The 23,619-nt window shown below is 55.8% G+C and carries 18 protein-coding genes and 3 pseudogenes; 8 read left to right on the top strand and 13 right to left on the bottom strand.

Going from position 1 to position 23,619, the window contains the following annotated elements:
• Positions 1–150 precede the first annotated feature (150 nt).
• The 5 genes from ACYZT5_RS04995 to epsC are packed head-to-tail and all read right to left on the bottom strand — an operon-like array spanning position 151 to position 5,410.
• Positions 151–1,308 (bottom strand): M20 aminoacylase family protein, encoded by a 1,158-nt coding sequence (locus ACYZT5_RS04995; RefSeq protein WP_462050071.1) that lies wholly within the window; start codon positions 1,306–1,308, stop codon positions 151–153.
• Between the two features lie 5 nt (positions 1,309–1,313).
• On the bottom strand, positions 1,314–2,831 hold the full coding sequence (locus tag ACYZT5_RS05000; protein ID WP_462050072.1) for an aldehyde dehydrogenase family protein: 1,518 nt from the start codon (positions 2,829–2,831) through the stop codon (positions 1,314–1,316).
• A gap of 3 nt (positions 2,832–2,834) precedes the next feature.
• Entirely contained in the window at positions 2,835–3,725 is an 891-nt protein-coding gene (locus ACYZT5_RS05005; RefSeq protein ID WP_462050073.1) for an NAD(P)-dependent oxidoreductase, read from the bottom strand.
• A gap of 14 nt (positions 3,726–3,739) precedes the next feature.
• On the bottom strand, positions 3,740–4,630 hold the full coding sequence (locus tag ACYZT5_RS05010) for a VOC family protein (protein ID WP_462050074.1): 891 nt from the start codon (positions 4,628–4,630) through the stop codon (positions 3,740–3,742).
• A gap of 15 nt (positions 4,631–4,645) precedes the next feature.
• A complete protein-coding gene (epsC, locus tag ACYZT5_RS05015; protein ID WP_462050075.1) occupies positions 4,646–5,410 on the bottom strand; it encodes a serine O-acetyltransferase EpsC in 765 nt (254 codons plus the stop codon).
• Between the two features lie 105 nt (positions 5,411–5,515).
• On the opposite strand from epsC, the gene ACYZT5_RS05020 reads away from it, so the two are divergent.
• Entirely contained in the window at positions 5,516–6,424 is a 909-nt protein-coding gene (locus ACYZT5_RS05020) for a LysR family transcriptional regulator (protein WP_462050076.1), read from the top strand.
• Between the two features lie 187 nt (positions 6,425–6,611).
• Here ACYZT5_RS05020 and ACYZT5_RS05025 read toward each other — a convergent pair whose 3' ends face one another.
• Positions 6,612–7,046, bottom strand: coding sequence for a hypothetical protein (locus ACYZT5_RS05025; protein WP_462050077.1), 435 nt, complete (start codon positions 7,044–7,046; stop codon positions 6,612–6,614).
• Positions 7,047–7,480: 434 nt separating this feature from the next.
• Here ACYZT5_RS05025 and ACYZT5_RS05030 point away from each other — a divergent pair, with 434 nt between their 5' ends.
• Together ACYZT5_RS05030 and ACYZT5_RS05035 are read left to right on the top strand one after the other, a co-directional pair.
• Positions 7,481–8,851: a J domain-containing protein gene (locus ACYZT5_RS05030; protein ID WP_462050078.1), complete on the top strand. Its 1,371-nt coding sequence runs from the start codon at positions 7,481–7,483 to the stop codon at positions 8,849–8,851.
• Between the two features lie 163 nt (positions 8,852–9,014).
• Positions 9,015–10,574, top strand: a pseudogene (locus tag ACYZT5_RS05035) (diguanylate cyclase domain-containing protein).
• Between the two features lie 49 nt (positions 10,575–10,623).
• On the opposite strand, the pseudogene ACYZT5_RS05040 reads toward ACYZT5_RS05035, so the two are convergent.
• Both ACYZT5_RS05040 and ACYZT5_RS05045 read right to left on the bottom strand, forming a co-directional pair.
• Positions 10,624–10,760 (bottom strand): annotated as a pseudogene (locus ACYZT5_RS05040) (HIT family protein); the annotation flags it as partial.
• Between the two features lie 153 nt (positions 10,761–10,913).
• Entirely contained in the window at positions 10,914–11,552 is a 639-nt protein-coding gene (locus ACYZT5_RS05045; protein ID WP_462050079.1) for a TetR/AcrR family transcriptional regulator, read from the bottom strand.
• A gap of 129 nt (positions 11,553–11,681) precedes the next feature.
• Here ACYZT5_RS05045 and ACYZT5_RS05050 point away from each other — a divergent pair, with 129 nt between their 5' ends.
• Positions 11,682–12,899, top strand: coding sequence for an MFS transporter (locus ACYZT5_RS05050; RefSeq protein WP_462050080.1), 1,218 nt, complete (start codon positions 11,682–11,684; stop codon positions 12,897–12,899).
• Between the two features lie 250 nt (positions 12,900–13,149).
• Here ACYZT5_RS05050 and ACYZT5_RS05055 read toward each other — a convergent pair.
• The 5 genes and pseudogenes from ACYZT5_RS05055 to ACYZT5_RS05075 all read right to left on the bottom strand — a co-directional run.
• Positions 13,150–13,407: pseudogene (locus tag ACYZT5_RS05055) on the bottom strand (hydroxypyruvate isomerase); the annotation flags it as partial.
• Positions 13,408–13,449: 42 nt separating this feature from the next.
• Positions 13,450–14,088, bottom strand: coding sequence for a 3-oxo-tetronate 4-phosphate decarboxylase (otnC, locus tag ACYZT5_RS05060; RefSeq protein ID WP_462050081.1), 639 nt, complete (start codon positions 14,086–14,088; stop codon positions 13,450–13,452).
• Positions 14,085–15,377 (bottom strand): 3-oxo-tetronate kinase, encoded by a 1,293-nt coding sequence (gene otnK / locus ACYZT5_RS05065; protein WP_462050082.1) that lies wholly within the window; start codon positions 15,375–15,377, stop codon positions 14,085–14,087. The genes otnC and otnK overlap by 4 nt, the downstream gene beginning before the upstream one ends.
• Positions 15,378–15,397: 20 nt before the next feature.
• A complete protein-coding gene (gene denD, locus ACYZT5_RS05070) occupies positions 15,398–16,372 on the bottom strand; it encodes a D-erythronate dehydrogenase (RefSeq protein WP_462050083.1) in 975 nt (324 codons plus the stop codon).
• A gap of 15 nt (positions 16,373–16,387) precedes the next feature.
• Complete coding sequence (locus ACYZT5_RS05075) at positions 16,388–17,698, bottom strand: MFS transporter (protein ID WP_462050084.1); 1,311 nt, start codon at positions 17,696–17,698, stop codon at positions 16,388–16,390.
• Positions 17,699–17,860: 162 nt separating this feature from the next.
• Here ACYZT5_RS05075 and ACYZT5_RS05080 point away from each other — a divergent pair, with 162 nt between their 5' ends.
• From ACYZT5_RS05080 to ACYZT5_RS05095, 4 genes are all read left to right on the top strand, one after another.
• Positions 17,861–18,646 carry a FadR/GntR family transcriptional regulator gene (locus ACYZT5_RS05080; RefSeq protein WP_462050085.1) on the top strand — a complete coding sequence of 262 codons (786 nt, stop codon included), beginning with the start codon at positions 17,861–17,863 and terminating at the stop codon, positions 18,644–18,646.
• A gap of 1,014 nt (positions 18,647–19,660) precedes the next feature.
• Positions 19,661–20,617 (top strand): gluconate 2-dehydrogenase subunit 3 family protein, encoded by a 957-nt coding sequence (locus ACYZT5_RS05085; protein ID WP_462050086.1) that lies wholly within the window; start codon positions 19,661–19,663, stop codon positions 20,615–20,617.
• A 19-nt stretch (positions 20,618–20,636) separates the two neighbouring features.
• A complete protein-coding gene (locus tag ACYZT5_RS05090) occupies positions 20,637–22,445 on the top strand; it encodes a GMC oxidoreductase (protein WP_462050087.1) in 1,809 nt (602 codons plus the stop codon).
• A 15-nt stretch (positions 22,446–22,460) separates the two neighbouring features.
• The gene (locus tag ACYZT5_RS05095) at positions 22,461–23,603 is read left to right on the top strand and encodes a cupin domain-containing protein (RefSeq protein ID WP_462050088.1); all 1,143 of its coding nucleotides are present in this window, start codon (positions 22,461–22,463) and stop codon (positions 23,601–23,603) included.
• Positions 23,604–23,619 lie beyond the last annotated feature (16 nt).

Genomic DNA, 23,619 nt, shown 5'->3' on the forward strand with positions numbered 1-23,619 from the left:
CAAATCTGGAGGGCAGAAACAAGAGCGGGTCGTCGTCAGGTGACCCAGCAAGGACTGTATTTCTTTTTATTATTTGGCATAGGTCGTCTTCTTATTTTTATGTCGGCCCCTGAAGGCCGGATTTACGATGAGTGTGATGTTCGCTTCGGCTTAAACAACCGGTAGTGATTGCTCGACCAACTGAGTCCAAACTGCTATTCCAGGCTCAATGACCTGATCATTGAAGTCGTAATAGGGATTGTGCAAAGCAGCAGAGGGTTTTTCTCCATCCACCCCCATCCATAGGTAGGCTCCAGGGCAGGCTTTGAGCATGAACGAGAAATCTTCTGAGGCCATTGAGGGGTTACAACCCCACTGAACGCTTGACTCTCCTACTGCTGTTACGGCAGCCCTTCGAACCTTTGAAGCAGCTTCTATATGGTTTTCCGTCACCGGGTATCCGACGTGATAGACCAGTTCACCTTTGATGCCGAAAGCACCAGGCAACTGTTCCACGAACTGACCGATCAGTAGTTGAACCTTGTCGCGAACCGGCGACTGCAAGCAGCGTACGGTTCCCTTGAGAACTGCAGTTTCAGGAATCACATTGATGGCTTCGCCTGCGTTGATTTGAGTGACACTGATCACCGCACTGTCGAGCGGTGAAAGTCGCCGAGACGGGATGGTCTGTAGGGCAAGGATCAATTCTGCCGCTGCAATGATTGGATCGGCCCCTTTGTCCGGCATGGCGGCGTGACAGCCTTTGCCCGTAAGGGTAATTTCGAAGGTGTCGAGAGATGCCATCATGGGGCCAGGGTTGATCACTACATGCCCGGCCGGGACACCTGGCCAGTTATGCAACCCATAGATTGCATCCATGGGAAATTGCTCGAACAGTCCATCGTCAATCATCTTCTTTGCACCCGCGAGACCTTCCTCTGCGGGTTGAAAAACAAAGTGAACAGTCCCGCTAAAATTTCGGGTTTCACTTAAATGGCGAGCGGTAGCGAGCAGTATCGACGTGTGCCCATCATGACCACAGGCGTGCATGCAGCCTTGATGAGTAGACTTGTGCGTGCATTGTCCCAACTCTTGAATGGGCAGGGCGTCCATATCGGCTCGAATGCCGATAGCAGGGCCCTGTCCATTGCTCAGCGTGCCAACCACTCCTGTACCGCCCAGCCCGCGACTCACATCGATCCCAAAGCTTTCCAGGAGCTGCGCAACCCGGTCGGATGTCTGCAACTCGTGGTAGCCGAGTTCGGGTGATGCGTGAAAATCACGACGCCAGCCGATGGCATCTTCGATCAAGGCTTTGGAAATCGACATGTTGTTTACTCCAGGCTCGCGCCGTAGCCGAAGTTGACGGCGGGTTTGGCTGCGGTTTCGACCCAGACGCTTTTCACTTCGCTGTATTCGCGCAACGCATCCAGCCCGGAGGAGCGACCGTAACCACTCTCGCCGTAGCCACCGAATGGCGAGCTGACGTGAATAGTCTTGTAGCCGTTGATCCAGAAGGTACCTGCGCGAATTTGCCTGGCCACTCGGTGTGCACGACCGACGTCGCGAGTCCATACACCCCCGGCCAACCCGAAGCGGCTGTCGTTGGCAATGCGGATCGCATCGGCTTCGTCTTTGAACGGAATTGCCACCACCACCGGCCCGAAGATTTCCTCCTGCGCGCAGTAAAGGTCGTTGGTACCTGCCAACACCGTTGGGTTGATGTAGTACCCAGGTTTATTCGGAATGGGATCTGCATCTTGGCCGACCAGTTTCGCACCCTCTTTCAGCGCGCCTTCGACCATGGTTTTTACATGGGTGTACTGTTTGGCGTTGTTGATCGGGCCGATCTGAGTTTCAGGATCGCTCGGATCGCCTACCTTGAAGTTCTTGGCCGCTTGCGCCAGAGCATGGGTGAATTTTTCAAAGATCGATTCCTGAACCAGCAATCGCGATCCCGATACACAACTCTGACCCGCACCGGAGAAGATCGCTGCCTGAGCGCCGCGCAATGCGACTTCCAGATCAGCGTCCTCGAATACGATGTTTGCCGATTTGCCTCCCAACTCCAACACTGCCGGGATGCAACGTTGCGCGGCTGCGACGGCGATGTGTCGACCCGTCGCTGGCGAGCCAACAAATACAACTTTGCGGATGTCAGCCTCGGCGATGAAGCCTTGGCCGATGGTGTGACCGAAGCCTGCGATGATATTGACCAGTCCTTTAGGTACGCCGGCGCGCTCGATCAATACGCCGACCATGAGCGAAGACAAAGCAGTCAGCTCGGATGGCTTGAGGATGACCGCGTTGCCAGCAGCGATAGCCGGTGCAATCTGCCAGCCGCAGGTGAAAATGGGGGCGTTCCAGGGCGTGATTTGCAGAACGGTGCCCAGTGGTTCGTAGGTTACATAATTCAAATGCGAGGTCGGAACAGGGATGACTTCGCCGTGCAGTTTGTCTGCCCAACCCGCGTAGTATTCGAACATTTCAGCGACCTTGGCCACCTCAACCTTGGCATCACGGATTGGTTTGTTGCCCGTCAGCGATTCGATCTGTGCGAGGCTGTCGGTGTTTTCGCGAATAAGCGCGCCGATCTGATACATCGCGCGACCGCGCGCTTGTGCCGTGAGCGCCCACCATTCAGCTTGTGCTGCCTTGGCAACTCTGTCCGTGTGTGCAATCAGCGAGTCGTCAGCGTCGGGAAAGGTAAGCAACACACTGTCGTCATGAGCGTTTCGAACTTCCACCGGTGAACCGTGACCATCGATGAACTCGCCACCGACGAAGCTACCGATTACGCTGCGATCACCCCAGAATGGGCGCATCAGTTCGAGGATTTTTTGAGTGCTCATCAATTATTCTCCACGGCCATAAAGCTTGGCATCGGTTCGCTGGACAATCGCGCAGAAGTCTTCGTTATCCGGCAGCGATTCGCTGCTGGCTTTCCAAAGCAGGGCGACGATCCGGGACAGGGGCAGGTCGAGATCCAGGCTGTCGGCCAGATCGCTGGCGAGGCCCACGTCTTTGCGCATCAATCCCATGGTGAAGCCAGAGTCATAGGCTTTGTTCAGTACCCAAGTTGGGAACATGATTTGGGTAGCACCGCTGCGGCCTGAACCTGCGTTCAACCCTTGCAAAAGCTTTTCAGGTTCCACACCCGCTTTCGCGGCCATCGAGACGGCTTCTGCGGTGCTGATCAAGTGACAGGCGGCCAGCATGTTGTTGGCGATCTTGGCCACGTTGCCGGCGCCACATTGACCGACATGGACGCGAGTACCGCTCATGCCTTCCAGCACTGGCATGGCACGGGCCAGATCCGCATCCTCTGCTCCGATGACCATCGACATGGTTCCGGTAGCGGCACCTTTAGGCCCGCCAGAGACCGGTGCATCGATGAAGGCGATACCGATCCTGGCCAGTGCAGTAGCGACCTTGCGGCTGGCTTCAGGCGTAGAGGTGGTGGTGTCCACAACGATCAAGCCTTCACGACCTGACTCGATGATCCCGCCGCTGCCAAGGCAGACCGCTTCCACATGTTCAGCTTTAGGCAGAGACAGGATCAAAATATCCGACTCTTTGATCAGCTGATTGCGGTCGCTAATGGGTTTGACACCTTTCTCTTTAGCTTGGGCGAGTGCTGCCTCGGACAGGTCAAATCCGCTCACATCGAAGCCTTTGCTGGCGAGGGTAGCGGCCATGCCGCCTCCCATATTGCCCAAGCCAATGACGCCTACTTTCATAGTCATTTCAAAAGTCTCAGTTAAATGTTCTGTACGAATTCGAGGATGACGTTGCCTGCCGCTTGTGGCTCTACGAAGACGCGACCCGGGACTTCACGATGAGGGATCTCGTTGTGTTCGAGGATCGAGCGCAATACGTTCAGGCTTGTGGTGTGCAACCGAATGGAGATTGCATGGGGGCGTTCCTGAGCACTTTTGGGCAGCTCAACACCTGGAAACTCCAGGGCTGCTGTTGCTGCATCGATGGCTCGGAATACGCCGCATTGGGTATCGGCTTCCAAGGCAGCACCGTTGTATTTCACGGCATCGCCGTAGATGGCTCGCCAGCGAGGTTCAAGGAGCTTGGGGTCTGCCAGATAAGTGATTGCGAGAATCCCATCTGCACCATTTGGATGGTTCTGCCAGCCTCGAACCCAGATCAGTTCGGGTCGATGTTGGTGGCAGATAAAGTTGGAGGCGTCCGGTAATTCCGGATCGATGAAGAGGGCCAGGGAAACCACGGCTTCATCATGGCGGCCATCAGGAAGCGTCATCCTGCGGCGAAAATCAATGCGCCCCTGGCTTTCGAGTCCAGCCTCCACCATACGAGCATGATCGGCGTCGGCATCCTTACTGTGCAGCGCCACCAACGAAACGCCTTCCTCGCCTCGGTCAAGGAATTGACCCAGCTGACGCCCGAAACAGAAGCCGTTCACCGAGTTGGTGCCGAACTTGGAAGGGTCATCGACACCGATCAATTCGATGAAGTTACTGGGGAACATCATCAAGGAAGTAACGCTTCCCCATGGGTGATAGCTGACCGGAGAAGGCGCGAACCCCATCTTGCGGTAAAGCTCCAAAGCCTCGGCGTGATGACGCACGGTGACCAGGGGGTGATCGATACCCTGCGGGAATTGAGCAGCGGCTGTCATGGTGGTAGCTCCTGGTTAGCCTTTGGATTTTGTTGTGAGGGTGGCAAGAGAAGTAGGAGCGTTACCGACAACCTTGGCTGGTGTTCCGGCTACAACGGTTCCAGCGGCCACGGGTTTGAGCACTACAGAGTTGGCTGCCACGATGGCGTTAGCGCCCACTTCGATGTTTCCGAGAACGGTCGCTCCAGCGCAAATCAGTGCACCTCGGCGGATTTTAGGGTGTCGGTCGCCTGCTTCGCTGAGCGTGCTGCCCAGCGTGACGCCGTGCCAAAGGCTCACCTCATCCTCGACCACGGCGGTTTCACCAATGACGAGGCCAATGCCGTGATCGACGAACAGGGCTTTGCCCAGGCGGGCCGCCGGATGAATGTCGATGCTCCAGGTATTGGCCGCCCAGTTCTGCACAAGCACCGCGCTTTGCACGTCACCCTCAGTCCACAGCGCATGGGCAATGCGGTACGCCTGAACGGCCTGAATGCCACGGAAAGTCAGAAAAGCCGTGAGGTGGTCAGGACAGGCTGGATTGACGATTTCCAGGTGATTGATATCCGCGGCGGCAGCCTCGGCGATGGAGGGGGTGGCGTCGATAATGGACTTGAACCAGCTTTCCAATGCGACATTGCTCGCCTGAGTTTGCATCTGGCGGGCAAGGTTCGCCGCAAGCGCATCCTCAAAGGATGAATAGGCCAGCAGGTGGCTTGTTGCATAGTCGCGTAGTACCGGATTGCGTTCGGTCAACTGGTGGGCTTGATCGCGAAGGCGCTGCCAAAGAGAGCTCATATCCATCTCCTGTTGCTGATGAGTCGAGTATGGACATGCGGCAGGCGCTCCAGCAATAATCACAAATTCAAAACTTTGTTGCCTTTATCGCAACACAGGAAGCGTATGAGCCTGGTACAAGATCGTCGGATTCTTTATTTCTTTGAGGCGGTAAGGCTCGGCAGCGTGCGAGCTGCGGCTGATTACCTCAACGTCGCGCCCTCTGCTGTCAGCCGGCAGATAGGCCAGCTTGAACAAGAACTGGGTGCTCCACTGCTGGAGCGGCATCGGCGAGGTGTGAAACCTACCGAGGCCGGTGACCGAGTGCTCGGGTATTACCGTCAGCGTCTGACTCACCAGGAACTTCTGCTGGATTCGCTTCAGGCGTTGAGAGGGCTTCAGAGCGGGTCTGTCGTGCTGGCGGTGGGGGAGGGGTTCATCGATGGGCTAGCAGGCCCACTTAGTAACTTTTCCACGCTGTACCCCAAGGTCGAGATTCAGGTGAATGTGTGCGGAAGCAACGAGGTGATACGGCAGGTTGTAGAAGACGAGGCGCATTTAGGCTTGGTGTTTAATCCTGCTGCTGATCCGAAGATCCGTTCTCACGCCTCGCAACCTCAACCGGTCTGCGTAATTGTTAATCCCCAGCACCCTCTAGCACAATCCAATAGCCCGATCCCACTGGTTGGCCTGGATTCGTATCGATTGGCTTTGCCGGGTGTTTCATTCGGTATTCGACAGATATTGACACTCGCTGAGCATCAGTTGGGTGTGATGCTGAGTCCGACCTTGACCTGCAATACCATTGCCATGCTCAAGCGATATTCCATGCAAGGAGGGGTGACGCTTCTTCCAACCTTCGTGGTGGATGAAGAGGTGGAGGCCGGACGCCTTTGCACCCTCCCTCTGCACAACGAAATTTTTGCCAGCCCGCGCGTTCACCTGATCAGTCGTTTAGGAAGGCAACTGAGTGTCGGTTCGAGTCGCTTGCTGACGATGCTGCTACAGGAAATGTCTGCGTTCAAACCCCGTTGACACACGGTACGCTCGTTCGGATTGCATCGGGGTAGTTTCCGACACCTTGTTATTTGTTTTTATTAATCAATTAGTTATGATTTTTATTTTTCAGTCCTGTGTTGCTATTTAGTCAGCGAAATATGAAATAGATGCTGTTGCTGGTTGCGTAGAGCCCATCCCATACTGCGCCGACCTATCCCATGCGTCAGCGCAACAAAAGGCCTGCAGCTCGGGCTCGCAAAGCCATCACAAGATTCGCTGGCATTTTTTTAATTTCGTCAGGCCAGAGCGACAAGTGCCCCCGAAATTCTTTCGATTCATCATCGTATTTTGAAATGTCAGCGAGCACAAAGCTGTATCGACTGAGGTAGGCCGCAGACAAATCATCTGCCAACGCCCTGGCAGGCTCTCCGGCTAATGCCAGACACCATTGCGCAATTTCAATTATTCGTTCATTTGGTGCTCGCGGTGTTACACCATGTATGAAATTCAGGATGTATTTGTTATAGAGCAGAGCACCTTGCTCGGGTTCATCCGTAGGATTTCCCGGACAATGTCGTCGCTCCCAAGGAAGGATGTAAACCATTTTGTCCATCACAGTCTGAAGAACATAATCCGACGGCTTCACCAATCGATGCATAATCTTCTCCTGAAAAAAACACGGTCAAGATAGGGTAGCTCATCCTTAGAGGCCAATGGCCTCCATGAGGAAAATCAAGCCGGGATATGTCTTCTGCAATGCGAAAACGATTCATGTCCACCGCTAAGCCTGTGTGCCACTCCTCATTGGCAGGCAGAAGTGGCTTATGGCATGGGAGTAGAGTTTGCTCTTCTGAATGGTGGCGAATTGCCCTAGAATTAACTTGTCCTGTTGTTTCAAGCGAAGTCCGAAACCTTGCAAACGTTGAAAAACGTTACCACTCGAAAGGCCGAGAATTTAGCCCGAGCGCAATAGATGGTCAGATCAGACCCGCAAGCAGCATGAGAATAAGACAGGGACAAGACGCTATGGGGAGTAGGGATCCGAAAGGCTACTATGCCATTCTCAGGGTAGAGAACGACGCTGATGGCGCGTTGATCAAAGCCGCCTATCGTCGGCGGGCAATGGAACTACATCCTGATCGGAACGCGTCAGCAGGCGCGACCAACCAATTTCAGCACCTCAATGAAGCCTACGCCGTACTCTCCGAACCAGAGTCTCGAGCCGAATATGACACGATGTCGGTCGAGGCAGCCGAGGAGGTCTGCGCCGAAGCTTTCAAGGCGCCCGAGCCAATCGTCTGCTCATGTTGCGGCAAAGTCTCTGCCCAGCCTCGTTACGTGATTTTCTTAAAAGCCAGGAGCTTCCTGCTTTTCACGGTACGCTCAATGACCCAAGGGGTTTTTTGTAGCCCTTGCGCCGAAAAAAAGGCACTTCAGGCCACCGCGATTACCTGGGCCTTGGGGTGGTGGGGTTTTCCGTGGGGCCCTATCTATTCCGTCCAGGCCCTATGGGTCAATATGCTCGGAGGCAAGCGACCGGTGTTGCCTAACGCGCGATTGGCTGCCCATCAGGCCGGGTTTTTCGCCGCCACAGGCCGCCCCGACATGGCGCGCGCAGTTGCCTTGGACGCGCTTAGCTTGGCGCAAAAAATCCCTCGCAAGAAAAAGTCCGACGGTAGTTACGTCGATGACGAAGGGGCTAAGTTACGCGTACACATTGAAACGTTTCTAGCCGCGCTTGGCGGCAGTAGTGTCCGCCTTAGGAACGCGTGGAAACTCACACAGCGTCGGTTTTTTGTGCAATTAGGGGTAGTCGCTGTAATTGCCGCTGGCATCTCCTCAGTGGTACTGAATGCGCAGACGAACACTTATGCTCCGCCGCGAGACCCTAAGCCGTACGTAGCTGAAGCTACGGCGAATGTCGACCACGGCAAGCAGACTTCAACTGCCGGGATACCTTCTCCGAATGCGGCTGGGACAAGCTCAACGCGCCAGCCTGTGGCTGAGGGGTACTCGACGAACGCTGGCACTCCGGTCGTCAAACAAGCCTGGATCAGGCCACCGAAAGCACCAAGCGGGCAACCTTGGCCGAAGCAGGCCTCTTATTTGAAGGGGTTCCCTCAAACCAACTCCAAGGGGCTTTCGACCGTCACCATCGACAACGGACAGAACAATTCGGACGTCTTTGTAAAGCTGGTATCCCTAAACGGAAATCACGCCAAGCCGGCCCGCTTCGTGTTCATTCCTGCACACGGACGATTTACGGTCAAAGCAGTCACACCTGGTAGTTATGATCTGCGTTATAGAGATCTGGTTTCCGGCTATCTGTCGCGGTCTAAACAGTTCACGCTTGAAGAAAAAAAGACTTCTCGAGGTACGAAACACAGTGACCTCACGCTGACGCTGTATAAAGTCCAAAACGGCAATATGACCACCTATAATCTTGCCGAAGATGAATTCTGATTATCGGGTGTCCGACCCCACTCTGATTCCGAAATATTGGTGTGAGGCTATGGCTAGCGTCATCAACCCTCTCAAAACTGGTCTTACAGAACTCAACACCTGCTGACGTCAAAGAGGCTGGCCAAGGCTCTATACACGCTTTACGCAATGGAAAATCAGGATGATGTTTACTAAACGGAGCGGCTCCTTGGTGGGGTTCATTATTTTGGCTGTCGGCCTGGTTGGCTTTTCGGCCTTGTTGCTGCTGAAGTCCGAGACTCAACGCCGAGAAACGCGTTTCTCGGAATACGTACAGAATATTTCCGGCATCGTGCGCAATCAGCTAGATACCAATGAAGCTGTGTTGGCGGGTTTTTCAGCATTTCTACAGGCCGTCGATCAGAGCGATACGCAAGCGGCGGCCCGTTATGCGGCAGCCGTTTTATCAGCTTACCCTCATATTTATATGCTCGAGGCGGCGAGGGCTGTACCCATCGCTGAGCAAGCTGCCTTTGAAGATCTTTTGCGCCGTACTTGGCGGCCAGACTTTGAATTCAAGGATTTCCCGAGCCTCACTCAACAACCTGCCCAACATCAGGTCTTTCTCAGCGAGACTTGGCCTGTGTTGTTCATGTACCCGTTACTCCCAGAATCCAGTTCAATCTATGGCGTCAGGCTGGAAACCGTCGCCTATCTCTCCTATGCGCTGGCTCGAACCCACAATAATCAAAAGCCCGTCGTATCACCTGTTTTCACAATGTATGAGGGTGGCAACGCTTACATTCTGATGCAGTCAGTCAGCCGCCCTGAACAAGTGCGAGAAAACACCCGGCCGAATTTTTTCGGTAGCACGATGGTGTCTTTGCTTTTGATCAAAACGGGATCGCTACTGGACGCTGTAAATTATGCGAACGTAGATCCTCTGGTTCATATCAGTGCTGTCCTGAAAACGGTTGCAGGGTCTGAAAGCAACGTGTTTTCTACAGAAACCGAGCAAGCGGGATTCCTGGATCACCTATTCTTGCCGCGTCTGACTGATCGTGTCGAAATCAGAAATGCTTCACAACCAATGACGTTGTTGTTTGAGCGTCAGTTGCGTTTAGGGGATGTTCTAACGGCGGAAACTTTGATAATCCTTGCAGTTCTGGCAGGGGCACTCGTGCTAATGCCAGTGGTATTGATTCGGCATTTCAAGGCTATAGAAAGGGCAGAGGTCGAACACGAACGCTCGGCTTAACTGGCAACCCATGACGTGCTCACCCAATTGCCAAATCGCTACCTTTTCGCCGATCGATTTGATCAGGCCTTCTCCGATTGGAAAGTGAACGGGGTTCCGTTTGCCGTGCTGTTGATCGACTTGGATCACTTTAAGGAAATTAACGACAAGTACGGGCACGAGGTGGGCGACCAAGTTCTGCGAGCGGTCGCAAATCGCATGCTACAAGCCACTCGCTCGCGTGACACCGTCGCACGCTACGGCGGGGATGAATTCGTGATCCTGATTACCGATCTTACCAACCCAGAGAGTGCTGAACTGAAGGCTGCGAGGGTATTTGAAACCATCGCGCAGACAGTCGTGACCAGCGCAGGAGAGCTATCAATATCGTGCAGTATTGGAGTCTCTCTGTGTCCTATCCATGGCCAGAGCCTCGATACATTGCTGAAGGCGGCGGATCAGGCCATGTATGGCGTCAAGCAACTGGGGCGAAAAGGAGTTGCATTGACTGAAACCCGTGCGGTCTGAGTTCTCAGGTTTCCTTGACACCTCTACGCAGTCGGACCGACTTGCCGTCCTATCTGAATGACCTGCGTAACCCCTCAATGACCTGATTGATATTGGTTCTTGGGTTGCCGGTGGCTCCGGGTCCTCGCCAAATTCACGCCAGATGAACAGCGTCAGTTCCGCTCCATCAGTCAGCGACTGCGCGTTCTTTAACTGCGACTCAATGGTCTTCTGAATGGTGCCAAGCAGGCCACCCAGTTCTATTGAGCGAAGCGGTTGGAAAGAAGGTTTCGCAATAGCCTCGCGGCACAAGCCTTGGCTTCCCACACATCACTCACCGGTTAAATCAATCAGTCCCTTTTAGCCATTGCGATACGTGGGCGGCACGGTAGTGGCCGCAATGTCCCACGTCAGCAGTATCTGGGTGATGGCCGCATCAATGACCCCATGCTGCGTGTTATCCCGAGCGAGGATGGAAATACCCTGCAGGAAACTGTCGAACACCGTAGCCATCGCGGGCGCGTGAATATTGCCCGGCAACTGACCGGCGCTGACACCCCGCTCAACACACGCAAAAATCCCCGCGCGAGTGCGGGCGCGAGATTGGGTCAGGGCATCGACCACCCGCGCATTCTCCGGGCTGGACGCGCTCATCACGCCGAGGGCTACCATGCAGCCCTTGGGATGCCCGTCTTCACACTGCATGCGCGCCGACTGGCGCAGCGCGGTCTCGATAGCCTGGCGTGGCGGCACGCTCTCGTCCCACAGGCATTCGGTGACCTGGGCGAAGGTCGCCAGGTAACGCTGCACACACTCATCAAACAACGCTTCCTTGGAACCGAACGCCGCGTAAAAACTCGGCGCGGAAATTCCGCCACCCAGTCCGGCTTTCAACTGAGCGAGGGAGGTCGCGTCGTAGCCGTGTTGCCAGAACAGGTGCAAGGCCTGTTCCACGGCGCGGTCGCGGTCGAAGGTTCGGGGGCGGCCCATTTGCGCCATTTCAAGGCTCCTCTGGATGACGATATAAATACTAGTCGATACATAAGTCGTTGACAACCAGCGCTGGCAGCCCTCAACATTTATATCGATCAGTATTTAAGTCTGAAGTCCTCACTCAAGGAATCTCCCGTGACACCCTCAATTACCTTATCGGCAGCGCCCGACCGCCTACCCATCGGCGCCTTGCTCGCTCTGGCCATGACCGGCTTCATCTGCATCGTCACCGAAACCCTGCCCGCCGGCCTGTTGCCGCTGATCAGCGAAGGCCTGGCGATTTCTCCCTCCATGGCCGGGCAGATGGTCACCGCCTACGCCCTGGGCTCGGTGCTGGCGGTCATCCCCATGACCATCGCCACCCGCGGCTGGCGCCGCCGTAACGTGCTGCTGCTGACCATCGTCGGTTTTTTGCTGTTCAACTCCATCACCGCGCTGTCATCCCATTACGGCGTGACCCTGGTGGCGCGCTTCTTCGCCGGCGTAGCGGCGGGGCTGGCCTGGAGCCTGCTGGCCGGCTATGCCCGGCGCATGGTCGCGCCCCATCAACAGGGCAAGGCGCTGGCGCTAGCCATGGTCGGCACACCGATTGCCCTGTCCCTGGGCGTGCCCCTCGGCACCTGGCTGGGCGGCCTCGTGGGTTGGCGCACCACTTTCGGAATCATGTCAGCCCTGACGCTGGTGTTGATCGCCTGGGTACTGGTAAAAGTCCCTGACTACCCACCCCAAGCCGCGCACCAGCGCTTGTCGCTGCGCACCGTGCTGACCACGCCGGGCGTGCGACCCGTGCTGGCGGTGGTGATCAGCTGGATGCTGGCACACAACATTCTCTACACCTACATCGCACCGTTCGTGGCGCCGGCGGGGTTGGAGGATCAAGTGGATTTGGTGTTGTTGGTGTTTGGTATTGCGGCGTTGGTGGGGATTTGGGTGACTGCCAAATTGGTTGAGCCGTTGTTGCGCAAGACTGTGTTGGTGAGCTTGGCAGCGTTTGCGGCGGTTTGCGTGGTGTTTGGTTTTTTGGGTAGCGTGCCTGAGGTGATCTACATCGGCATGGCGGTTTGGGGGTTGAGCTTCGGCGGGGCGGCGACGTTGCTGCAAACGGCGCTGGCGGATGCGGCCGGGGATGGGGCGGATGTGGCGTTGTCGTTGAATGTGGTGGCCTGGAATAGCGCGATTGCGGGGAGTGGGGTGGTGGGTGGGGTGTTACTGGATAGGTGGGGCGTCGCCTCTTTTGCATGGGCAATGGTGGTGTTGGTGGGTGTAGGGTTTGCAATTGTCTGGAGGGCTCGGGTTCACGGCTTCAAATCGGGCCCGCGTGCGGCTGGCAGGCCTGCAGTTGCGGGGCACTGAACCACATAAAAAAGCCGCTATCTGGGGGTGTGCCTTTAAATCGATAGCAGTTTTTTGATCGATTTCTGACATCTGTAAATGGCCACTTTCGACCCCAAGCAGTCGGTTTGCTGAAAGAAAGGACGCGGTGCCGCGCTTTTACTGGGGCTCCAGAGGTGACCATAAAGGGTTGCGTCCAGGTCGATAGCTGCTTGTTAGCAAGGGCCGCTTCCCAAAGCGGACATCAGCAGTTTCTAGAGCCGTGCTTGTCACCGGCGCGAAACTCTGATTCACGGCCAGGTAAGGACACAGTGCCTTTTTCGCCTGCCGCCATATTGCCGGGCGGAGCGTTGAACAGGGCCTGGATCAGGCCATTGTCGTCGAGCTGCTGTTTCAATTGTTGCGCGCTGTAGTCATAGGGGAACAGGTATTCCACCGCCTGAAAACCATCGGCGGCGGCCGCGGCGAAACGGTCAAGAAAATTGTGTTCCGGGTAGAGCATGCTGAGGTTGGCAGCGAAACGAGGTATGGCGACTCCTGAAATCAAAAAAACAATCGTACGGCCGGGGGGTTACCACTCAACACCAAAAGCCTCGTGCAACTCATCCAGTGCCGCTCGGTGGAGCGGGGTAGGTTTGGGATTACTCATCAGCCAAAGGCGAGCCGTTTCTTCAAGCTCTTCCAGGGCATAGCTCGCCCTGGATACCGAGCTTTCCCACACCACCGGACCCAGCCGCTCCAGCATTACTCCGCGCACGCTGTTGGCCAGTTGCGCAACACGTTCGGCCACCTTCGGTGAGCCGGGACGTTCATAGGGGATTAACGGGATGTGCCCGACCTTCATCACTTGATAGGGGGTCAGTGGCGGCAGGATGTCATCCCTGTGCCAGACCCCGGCCAACGTCAGCGCCACCAGATGAGTCGAGTGTGTGTGTACCACGCCTCCGACTCCTGGATTGCGATCATAGACCTGACGGTGCAAGGCCAGGGTTTTTGATGGTTTGTCTCCGCTGACCCATTCCCCTGCCAGGTTAACCTTGGAAATCGAGGCCGGGTCCAGACGGCCCAGGCAAGCGTCCGTGGGAGTGATCAGCCAACCGTCATCCAGCCGGGCGCTGATGTTGCCGGCACTACCCACCGTGTAGCCACGGCTATACAACAGTCCGCCGACGACACAGATCTCTTCGCGCAGGGCGTTTTCGTTGCTCATGCTTGAACTCCCGCCAGTTGCTTAAGAGCCTTGGTGAAGAAATCAGGGCCACCGAAGTTGCCGGACTTGAGCGCCAGGGCCAGCGGTTCCCCAGGCGTACTGACGCATGCGGGCACACCAGGGTCAATTTGCGCACCGATCTGCAATAGCTGGATATTCAAAGCCTGAACCACGGCCCCCGAGGTTTCCCCTCCGGCGACCACAAAGCGACGAACACCGGTCTTGTGCAGCCCGCTGGCTATCCTGCCCATGGCCTGCTCAACCATATTCCCCGTGCGCTCGGTACCTAACTCACGTTGTACGGCCTTGACCTCATCCGGGGTGCTGGTGGAGTAGATCAGTACCGTTTCTGCACTGTCACCGGCGAAGGCCAATGCCTCCTCGATGACCGGTTCTCCCGCAGCCAATGCCAGCGGGTCGACACGAAAGGCCGGACGACCTGCCTGCAGCCAGGTCGCAACTTGCCCATTGGTTGCTTGCGAAGCGCTGCCCGCGAGAACCACTTCGCCGCCTTCGACCGCTGGCACTTGAGCGGCGTCCAAGTCGCGCAATTTACCGGCACGACGAAAGTTATCCGGCAAGCCCAGCGCCAGCCCCGAACCACCCGTCAGCAGCGCAAGATCGGCGCAGGCTTCGCCCAACACGTAGAGATCCGCATCGGACAAGGCATCGGCGACCGCCATGCGTATACCGTCGGCGCGAAGCTGCGCTATGCGGGTTCGAATGCTCTCGACTCCCTTGGATACGGTGTCATAGCGCAGCAGGCCGACTTTGCCCTGGGTCTGCGATTGCAGTACGCGAACCAGATTCGCATCAGTCATCGGTGTCAGCGGGTGATGCTGCATGCCCGACTCGCTGAGTAATTGGTCCTGTACGAACAAATGCCCGCGAAAGACCGTGCGACCGTTTTCCGGGAAGGCTGGACACGCGAGGGTGAAATCACTGTCCAGTGCGCCAAGCAACGCTTCGCTTACCTGGCCGATATTGCCGGCAGCGGTAGAGTCGAAAGTCGAGCAGTATTTGAAGAAAATCTGTTCGCAGCCACGCTCACGCAGCCAGCGCAACGCTTCGAGCGCCTCCTTCACGGCAACGGCGGCCGGCACGGTCCGAGACTTCAGGGCGATGACGATAGCGTCGGCGTCGAGTTGATCGGCGACATCTGAACCGGGTATGCCGATGCTTTGCACGGTGCGCATGCCGCCGCGCACCAGCATGTTGGCAAGGTCAGTGGCACCGGTGAAATCGTCAGCGATGCAGCCCAGCAGAGGGCGGGCAGGGGCATTCAACATGTTGAGTTCCTCAATCTGGTTTATCCCGGCAGATACTCATTCATGAACTGCTTGATCACATCGGTGAAATCCTCATCCGCTGTGAACCCCAGATCCCGGGAGTAGGTGGCGCAAAAGGCTCCTGGCCACGAACCGACGATGCGCTCGATCGCGGGATTGCACTCCATTCGAATCCGTCCGGCAACTTCTGCGCCCGCAGTCTGACGCAGTGCATCGATCATCCGTTCGACGGTAATGGACAGGCCCGGCATGTTGATCACACGACCTTGGTTCAATTGCTCGCTTGATAGCTCATGACCATGGATCAGGTTTCGAATCGCGAGCGCTGGCGACATCAGCCAGAGCCGGGTATCGAGGGGCACCGGACACACGCTGTGCTGGCCGTTGAGCGGTTCGCGGATGATGCCGCTGGCAAAACTGGAAGCGGCCAGGTTTGGTTTACCCGGGCGCACCACAATGGTCGGCATGCGCAGGCTGCGGCCGTCGACGAATGCGCGCCGGCTGTAGTCGGCGAGCAGCAGGTCGTTCATGGCTTTTTGCGTGCCATAGGAACTCTGCGGCGCCCAGACGTGATCATCCCGGACGCGTTCCGGCAATTGCCCGCCGAATACCGCGACGGAGCTGGTCATCACCCATTTCGGGCAAGTGCCGAGCAGGCGAATTCGTTCGAGCAGATTCTGGGTCGCAGTGAAGTTGATGCGCATGCCCAGTTCGAAGTCGCCTTCCGCCTGGCTGGAAACCACCGCAGCCAAATGGAAGATACTGTCAGTGGTTGCATCGATCAGGCTGTCCAGCACTTCAGGGTCAGCGATATCGCCACACACCACCTTTACCCGAGGATCATCGATCCCCTCGAGCGCGACCCTGTCGAAGGCGACGATTTGCCTGATGGGTTGGGACTGGCCGACGCGGTCGGTGAGCGAGCCACGCAGCAGCAGGGCTTCGATCAGGCGCCGGCCGAGGAAGCCGGCTGCGCCGGTCACGAGAATTTTCATGAGTTACTCCAAACGTCAGTGGTTGACGAGTTTTCCGGGAATTCTGAAGACCAGCAGGGCGCCCAGGAACAGCGCGCTTGCCATCACATACATGCCGATCGTGGTGCTGTGGGTCGCGTCTTTAAGGAAACCCATCAAGTACGGAGAGACGAAGCCCGCCAGGTTGCCCCAGGAGTTGATCAGGGCAATGCCGGCTGCCGCTGCCGTGCCTCCGAGGAAGGCGGTCGGCAGGCTCCAGAACAGTGGCAGGGTGCTCATAGCCCCCATGGAGCCAAGGGTCAGGCCGATCATGGAAACAGTGAAGTTGTCGCTCCAGGTGGCGGAGATGAACAGGCCGATACCGCCGAGCACTGCGGTCAGCGCCAGGTGCCAACGACGCTCGCGCAGCCGATCCGCGCTGCGCGAAACCAGGATCATGGTCAGTGCCGCTGCGGCATAAGGGATGGCGGTGAGCATTCCGACCTGCAATACATCGCTGACTCCGGCCTGGCGGATAAGCGTAGGCAACCAGAAACCCACGGTGTAGAAACCGGCGATCATGCAGAAATAGATGGCCGTCAGCAGCCAGATGCGCGGCTGAAGGAACACCTCTTTCAGGCTGTGCTTTTGATGGCCAGCGGTTTCGGCGTCGATGCGGGTCTGCAGCAGGGTTTTCTCTTCGTTGGTGAGCCAGCCGGCCTTGGAGATCCGGTCGCTGAGGCAGAAAATCACCAGAATTCCGACGGCGATCGAGGGCAGCCCTTCGAGAAAAAACAGCCATTGCCAGCCGGCAAACCCATGGTCACCGTTAAAGGCGCTCATGATCCAGCCGGATAAGGGCGCGCCAATCAGTCCGGACAGCGGCACCGCCGTGGCGAACAGGGCATACATCTTGCCGCGGCGATGGGTCGGGAACCAGTAAGACAGATAGAGGATGACACCCGGGTAGAACCCGGCCTCGGCGAGCCCCAGTAGGAAGCGCATGATGTAGAAGGACATTGGCGTACTAACCAGTGCCATGGCGGAGGAGATGATTCCCCAACTGATCATGATGCGCGCGATCCACAACCGCGCTCCGACACGATGCAGGATCAGGTTGCTGGGAATTTCCACCAGGAAGTATGCAATGAAGAAAATCCCTGCGCCAAGACCATAGATGGCTTCGGAAAATTGCAGATCATCGGACATCTGCAATTTGGCGAAACCAACGTTCACCCGATCCAGGTATGCGACGAGGTAGCACAGCAACAACAGCGGCAGGATACGCCACGCGACTTTGCGATACGCCAAGTCCTCGAAGCGATCAGCGGGCACGATGGCACCGGTTTGAATCACTGATTCAGTCATGTGTTTCCCCCATCCTTATTTTTGTAGTGGGTTACTTTGTTTTTATCGGATTAACATGAAGTGCCGTTTTTTATCATAATACGTCATACGAATTCAAGGGTCGGAAGTCAAGGAGGACGACGGGCCTAAAATGCAGTACCGTTCACCGATTTGAGACCAGAGATGCCTATGTCCACTCCTGATAAATCTTCCTGTTCCGCCGATGCGCTGGCTGTTCTGAAGGATTCCGCCAAGGGCACGCTGTCCGATCAGGTCACTGCGGCCCTCAAGGCCTATATCGCCAATGGCGAAGCGCTGCCGGGAGCTCGCCTGCCCACGGAGCCTGTGCTTGCGGAGCGTTTCGGGGTCAGCAGGACGGTCATCCGCGAGGCGATCTCGCGCCTGAAGTCAGCCGGTCTGGTCGAGGTCCGCCAAGGCAGCGGTACCGTCGTCAGCGAAGGCGCGCACATCAAGGCGTTCACTATCGATCTGGATGTCTGCGGGTCGATCGAGGCGGTATTACGGGTCACCGAGTTACGCCGTGGTATCGAAGGGGAAGCGGCTGCACTGGCAGCGCAGCGGCATTCGCTTGCGCAGCTGGATGCCATCCACCAGGCGCTGAAGGCCATCGATGCAGCCGAGCAGGCGGGTCGCGATGGCGTCGAGGAAGACCTGGCGTTCCATCACTCCATTTCCAAAGCTACGGGCAATCCGCTGTACCCGTCACTGCATGAATTTATCGCTCAATTCATCAAAGAGGCGATCCGCATCACGCGCTCCAACGAGGAACGCCGCCGGGATCTGGCCAAGACGGTGCGGGTCGAGCACTTTGCTGTGTACGCGGCCATCGCCGCACGTGACCCTGAAGGCGCGCGCCATGCGGCGCTCAACCACATCAATAACGCTGTTGAGCGGCTCAAGAGTGCCGATCCCTCGTTCTGGCAGAATCCGGGGGCGAGAGCGTCATAGTATCGTGCACGTTTACTAGAGCTCGTTAGGCATGCAACGAATACATCGTTGGTCCGGTCTTTAGCGGATGGTTATTAGACACTGCGATCGAAGTATTCCACATGGACCGGTTTGGTTAGCGCCTGAAAGAGGCGCGCAAGACACTTTCCCAGCGCTCGTGATGCAGCGTGGCCCTAACTGAGCTTCGGAAGTTCGCACGTCCCTAAAAGTAACTGGTCGCAATGCGTCTTCATCGCATTCCGACCTGCGTTCTAGGCCCTCTCACCGGTGTATACACACTGGACGCGACTTTGGACAGCACGCCGTTCGGAGGGAATCGAGTGGTTAAGGGATTGTTAAGCTTATATCGGGATCGCTTGAATGATATTAAAACTGCAGGAACAGATCACGTTATCGACCTATTAAATGTAGAAGAACACCAACTAGCTGAAATATTGCAAGCGCCCTAGACTATATGGGCATTGACCGAAACATTACACTTGCAGTTCATCGTCGTGCTGAATTTCCCCAGGGCTTTGAAGGGCGAGTTGGTTCACCGCGGTGATTTCATCTTTGGGCGTGAGTCGAGCGATTACTTCGAGTCTGGGTTGGAGTGGTGTGGAGTTTGGTGTTTGACCATCTGGAATCCTAGACGCCGTGCACTCAGAGCGCCGGCTCGTGGCTCGCATTGGAAAAAACAAGCTTGGTCCTTTTTCCTAATTCAAGCTTTATCAAGCAGTTATCACAACACTTATTCCATCACTGAAATTCCCGTCTTTTTCGGCTTGACGAATCGGAAAGTCGGATCTAGCGTCAGAGCGCAGCCTGGAGTTATCAGGGCATGCAGAGCACGCGGTGCAGTACTTTTAACCTAGATTCCGCACACAGAACTTTTGCAATGTGACTTTCATCCAAAGGTCATAATCTATGCGAGGGTATCTTATGGCGTGGCCATGTGTAATAAAAGATGAACAATACGTTCTAAACCACTGCACCAAATACTTGGCTCGTGATAACACTGATGAGCGTCACAACGTGTATGGCATCTATAACGGGCAAGAACGTGCGCATCTCGCCGATGCGTGGCGTTTCCCGGTCATTGATAATCATGACAGCAAAGAATCCAATGACCATGATTGGAATGACGTTACGTTCGTCTGGGTAGCAAGCGGCGATACAGCCGTACCAACTCAAGTGGATTTGATCACCACCTGTCACGTGTTATTCGAGACAATTCCTCTCGCACGTGTTGGGGACTCCATCTACATGGCCTGCACCTTGAAAGTTCGAAAGGCACAACGGTATCGCTATCTTTTTAGAGTCGACGGCGTCTTGGTATTAGACCCCATCAACCCACAGATAGAAACCCTGTTGAATGGTGAAAGTTGGTCCAGTTTTTTTACCTGGGGCTACAATCAGCCAATAAGCTTTGAGCGCTGGGAACTCACAATACTGGATCGACTGGCTCGGCATATATTGCCGTTTAATACGCTGGAGGCGCAAAACTATCAATTGCGGGAAGGTAAGGATGCCCTGGTCGCACATCTGGACCGTCTCGATGTGTCCGCAGGTGTCGCCAACTTTATTGATAAGGTAGTTGCGCGAGAGGAGCGTCACAGGCTCTACGCATATAAAACATGCCTGGAAATGATCAATACCATTCTTCGGAAACGTAATCCTGGACTTGAGCCGGAAAATATAGAAGAACACCACTATACCCGTATCTATGACCAACTTGCAGATGGAGCGCTTGAGCTCTTCGAGGACGGCTGGGATCAAACTCGCTACGAAAATCCCAGGCACTTTTTGCAACTGCTTCGGCGCCACTCGATGACGGGCGCTTTCGCGCACCCGAAATACGGGGGTAATCCCAATGGCATGGCCTGGGATTACCTGGCCCTCCATTTCGAAACGGACAATGGTGGTCCCGCGTTTGCCTGGGACCAAGCCTTGGAGCCGTCGCTCGGTGAGAGCAAAGAATATCGAGGATGAGAATCCGAGGGCTTTTGTTATGAGAGATATCTACGACGTTGTTGTGGTTGGCAGCGGCGCTGGCGGCGCCCCGATTGCCTATGAACTTGCGCGCGAGGGTAAATCTGTTTTGGTGCTGGAGAAGGGACCCCTTTTTCGGACACAGGACGAACTCGATGGCGGTAACCTGAGCGATTTCAAACGCGACGAGATGTTCGATGCGGGGCATGAGCGGATTATCACTATTCCCGGCATGCTCAACTCCGGTGAATCTTTCTTCACCAGTCACATCGAGCCCGACCTGAACGATGAACCGCACATCTTCTCCGATCTTTCAAGTCCGTCCACCAAAGTTACAATTGAGGGTTATACCGCGCAAGCGGTGGGCGGTGGGACACAGCTCTATGGTGCAGTTTCTCTTCGTTTCACGCCTCTGGACTTTAAGCTCCAAAGTTTCAACAAAGAGCGCACGGGAACCCTGAAGGATGATGTCAACGGGGATGCGCTGCGCCATGTTCGCGACTGGCCATTTACCTATGAACATCTGGAGCCCTATTACGCCAAAGCAGAGTCGCTCATTGGCATCAACGGCACCACTACCGGTCAAGCCAAGCCGTTCACTTCAGGTAATAACTACCAACAGCCCCTTGAACCTAACCCGATCAGTATTTTTGCCCTGGACGGAATGCGCAAGCTGGGTTTTGAGAGTTATCGAACACCACTCGCGGTCATCACCGAAAATCATCTGCCAAGCGGTCGAACAGCCGGGCAGCCAAAGGTCGGCTATATCAACCGATACGGCGACCCGATGGGCTATAAATCGAACACTTGGGTATCGCTGCTGCGTCCGACCATTCGCGCTGGTAAGGATCTCGAGATTCGTGCCAATTGCGTGGTGACACACCTTGAAAGTGAAGGGCGCAAGATTAGCAAAGTGGTGTACCGCGACCCTAGTGGGCGGGAATGTTCGGTTCGGGGCAAGGTGGTCGTGATCGCCTGTTCGGCGGTGGAGTCCGTACGGCTCATGCTGCTTTCAGCGGAGCATGACCGAGGCGGTTTTGGCAATGCCGTTCGCTTCGAGCACAGCAACAGCCTGTTGGGTCGCTTCTTCTTGACCCATGCTTTTGGCGGTGCAGAAGTCGCTATCAAGGGCCATCGTTTCGACAAATCAATCTCCCTGGATAGCGACTTTGCGACTGACGCCTGCGCCAGTGAAGACTTCATAAGACGTAACGGGCTTTGGGCCGGCGGTGCTATCTACAACAATACTTCGGATCAGGCGCTTCCGGTGACGCTCGCGCGGACGGACGGCAGTACCGATCTCGATACTTTCTGGCGAGGTTTCGAGGGCGCTGTCGAAAAGCGTGGCGATGCCATAACCGAATGGCTGAAAGCGGATTACGGCACCCGTCTCTCGGTTAGCTTCATGGCGAACCAGATTCCGCGTTTAGAGAATCGCATCACCCTGCACCCAACGCTGGATAAATGGGGGCGTAAATCGGCGCACATCATCAAGGACTGGCACCCTCACGACGGCGCGGTGATGTCCACCTACGCGCGTGTATGCGAAGACATCTTGTTGGAAGGCGTACCTGGATCGAGCCGGGAAGATATTGGCGAAGGCTCTGTCTATGGAAATGCGGTGCGCATTGCCAACCACATCATGGGCGGCATGCGTTTTGGTCTTGATGAGCAAGATTCCGTACTTGACCAGAACTGCAGGGTTTGGGGGCTAGATAACCTCTTCGTCACCGACGGTTCCTTCATGCCGACTTCGGGTGGGGCCAATCCCACGCTTACGATCCAGGCGAACGCCTTTCGCGTTGCTGACTTTCTCAAGACCTACTAGCAGGAGAGATATCGAATGGACAGCCGGTTCGATGCGCTGGCTACAGACCCTTGGGCTCAAGTCTTCCAAGTGGTTTTTTTTCCGGATCGTATCTACCACGCGCAGTACCTTAATGCGACGCGAAGTTCTCGCTACAGGTACAACGTCCAGGAAGTACGAGGGAAGGCCGACATTAATGTCTTGAAGGGCGAGGTTTATTTCGACGGAGAAAAGCTTTGCAATTTTCTCAGGTTCGAATATCGCGCAGCCAGATTGGTAGAGGTGATGCGCGAGAAGACTCGCTTCTTAAGTAGCTCCGTAGTGATGGACGTGACGGTAGAACCTGAACGAGACAACCAGGCCCATGCGCAGGTCAACTTGGACTTCTGTCCCTGGATCGATGCCTATCAGGTCGAACTTTGGGAGACCCTGGAGCCTCCCCCGGGCAAGCGGCACGATTACCAAGTACTCAGCATGATGGGTCATAAGGGAGCAATCACGGTGGTGCCGCAATTCGAAGAGGTCCTAGCCAAGATCGGCGATCTCCAGCGGATCAATCTTTTCTTCAGTGAGAACCCGGTGGAAAAGCCGAACGGACGCACCCTACCGAAAGACAAGCTAGTGGTGGACGACTTTTTCAAGCGCAATGTCCAAGTCCCGAAAACAACGGACCCCAGCAACTTCGAAAATAACAAGGAGGAACGTAGCTACGGCGTGAATTTCCAACGCGGCTGGTTCTTCGAAAATGTCAGTAATGTAGAACCCGTACGTTATCGAAACGCGATGATGAACAAGGGAAATCCCTATGAGGGCAATGACAATATTGTAGAAATGCGCTGGATTTTGCAGCAGGAATTCGGTGGGTCGGTAGTGTTTTTTCACGAAGTCACCGTCCCGCCTAACGTGGTGGAGGGCACCCATCAGCACATCGGTAGCGAAGAGCTTTACTACGTCGTGGAAGGAAAGGGCTTCGCATACCTCGGTGAGGACGACGATCCACAGTTAGCCAATGCGCCGGTCGTACAGCGCGATATCTATGGCATCGGCCCGAAGAATTGCCGGAAGGTAGAGGTCGGTCCCGGTAGCGTGATCTTCACGAAGAGTGGCGGCATTCATGGCATTGAGAACGCGGGTGACACACCGCTGAAATTCGTCGCCTTCCTTTACCACAGCGCCTGAACCCGCGACTCGGAGG

The sequence above is a fragment of the Pseudomonas sp. LB3P14 genome, from assembly GCF_054898045.1.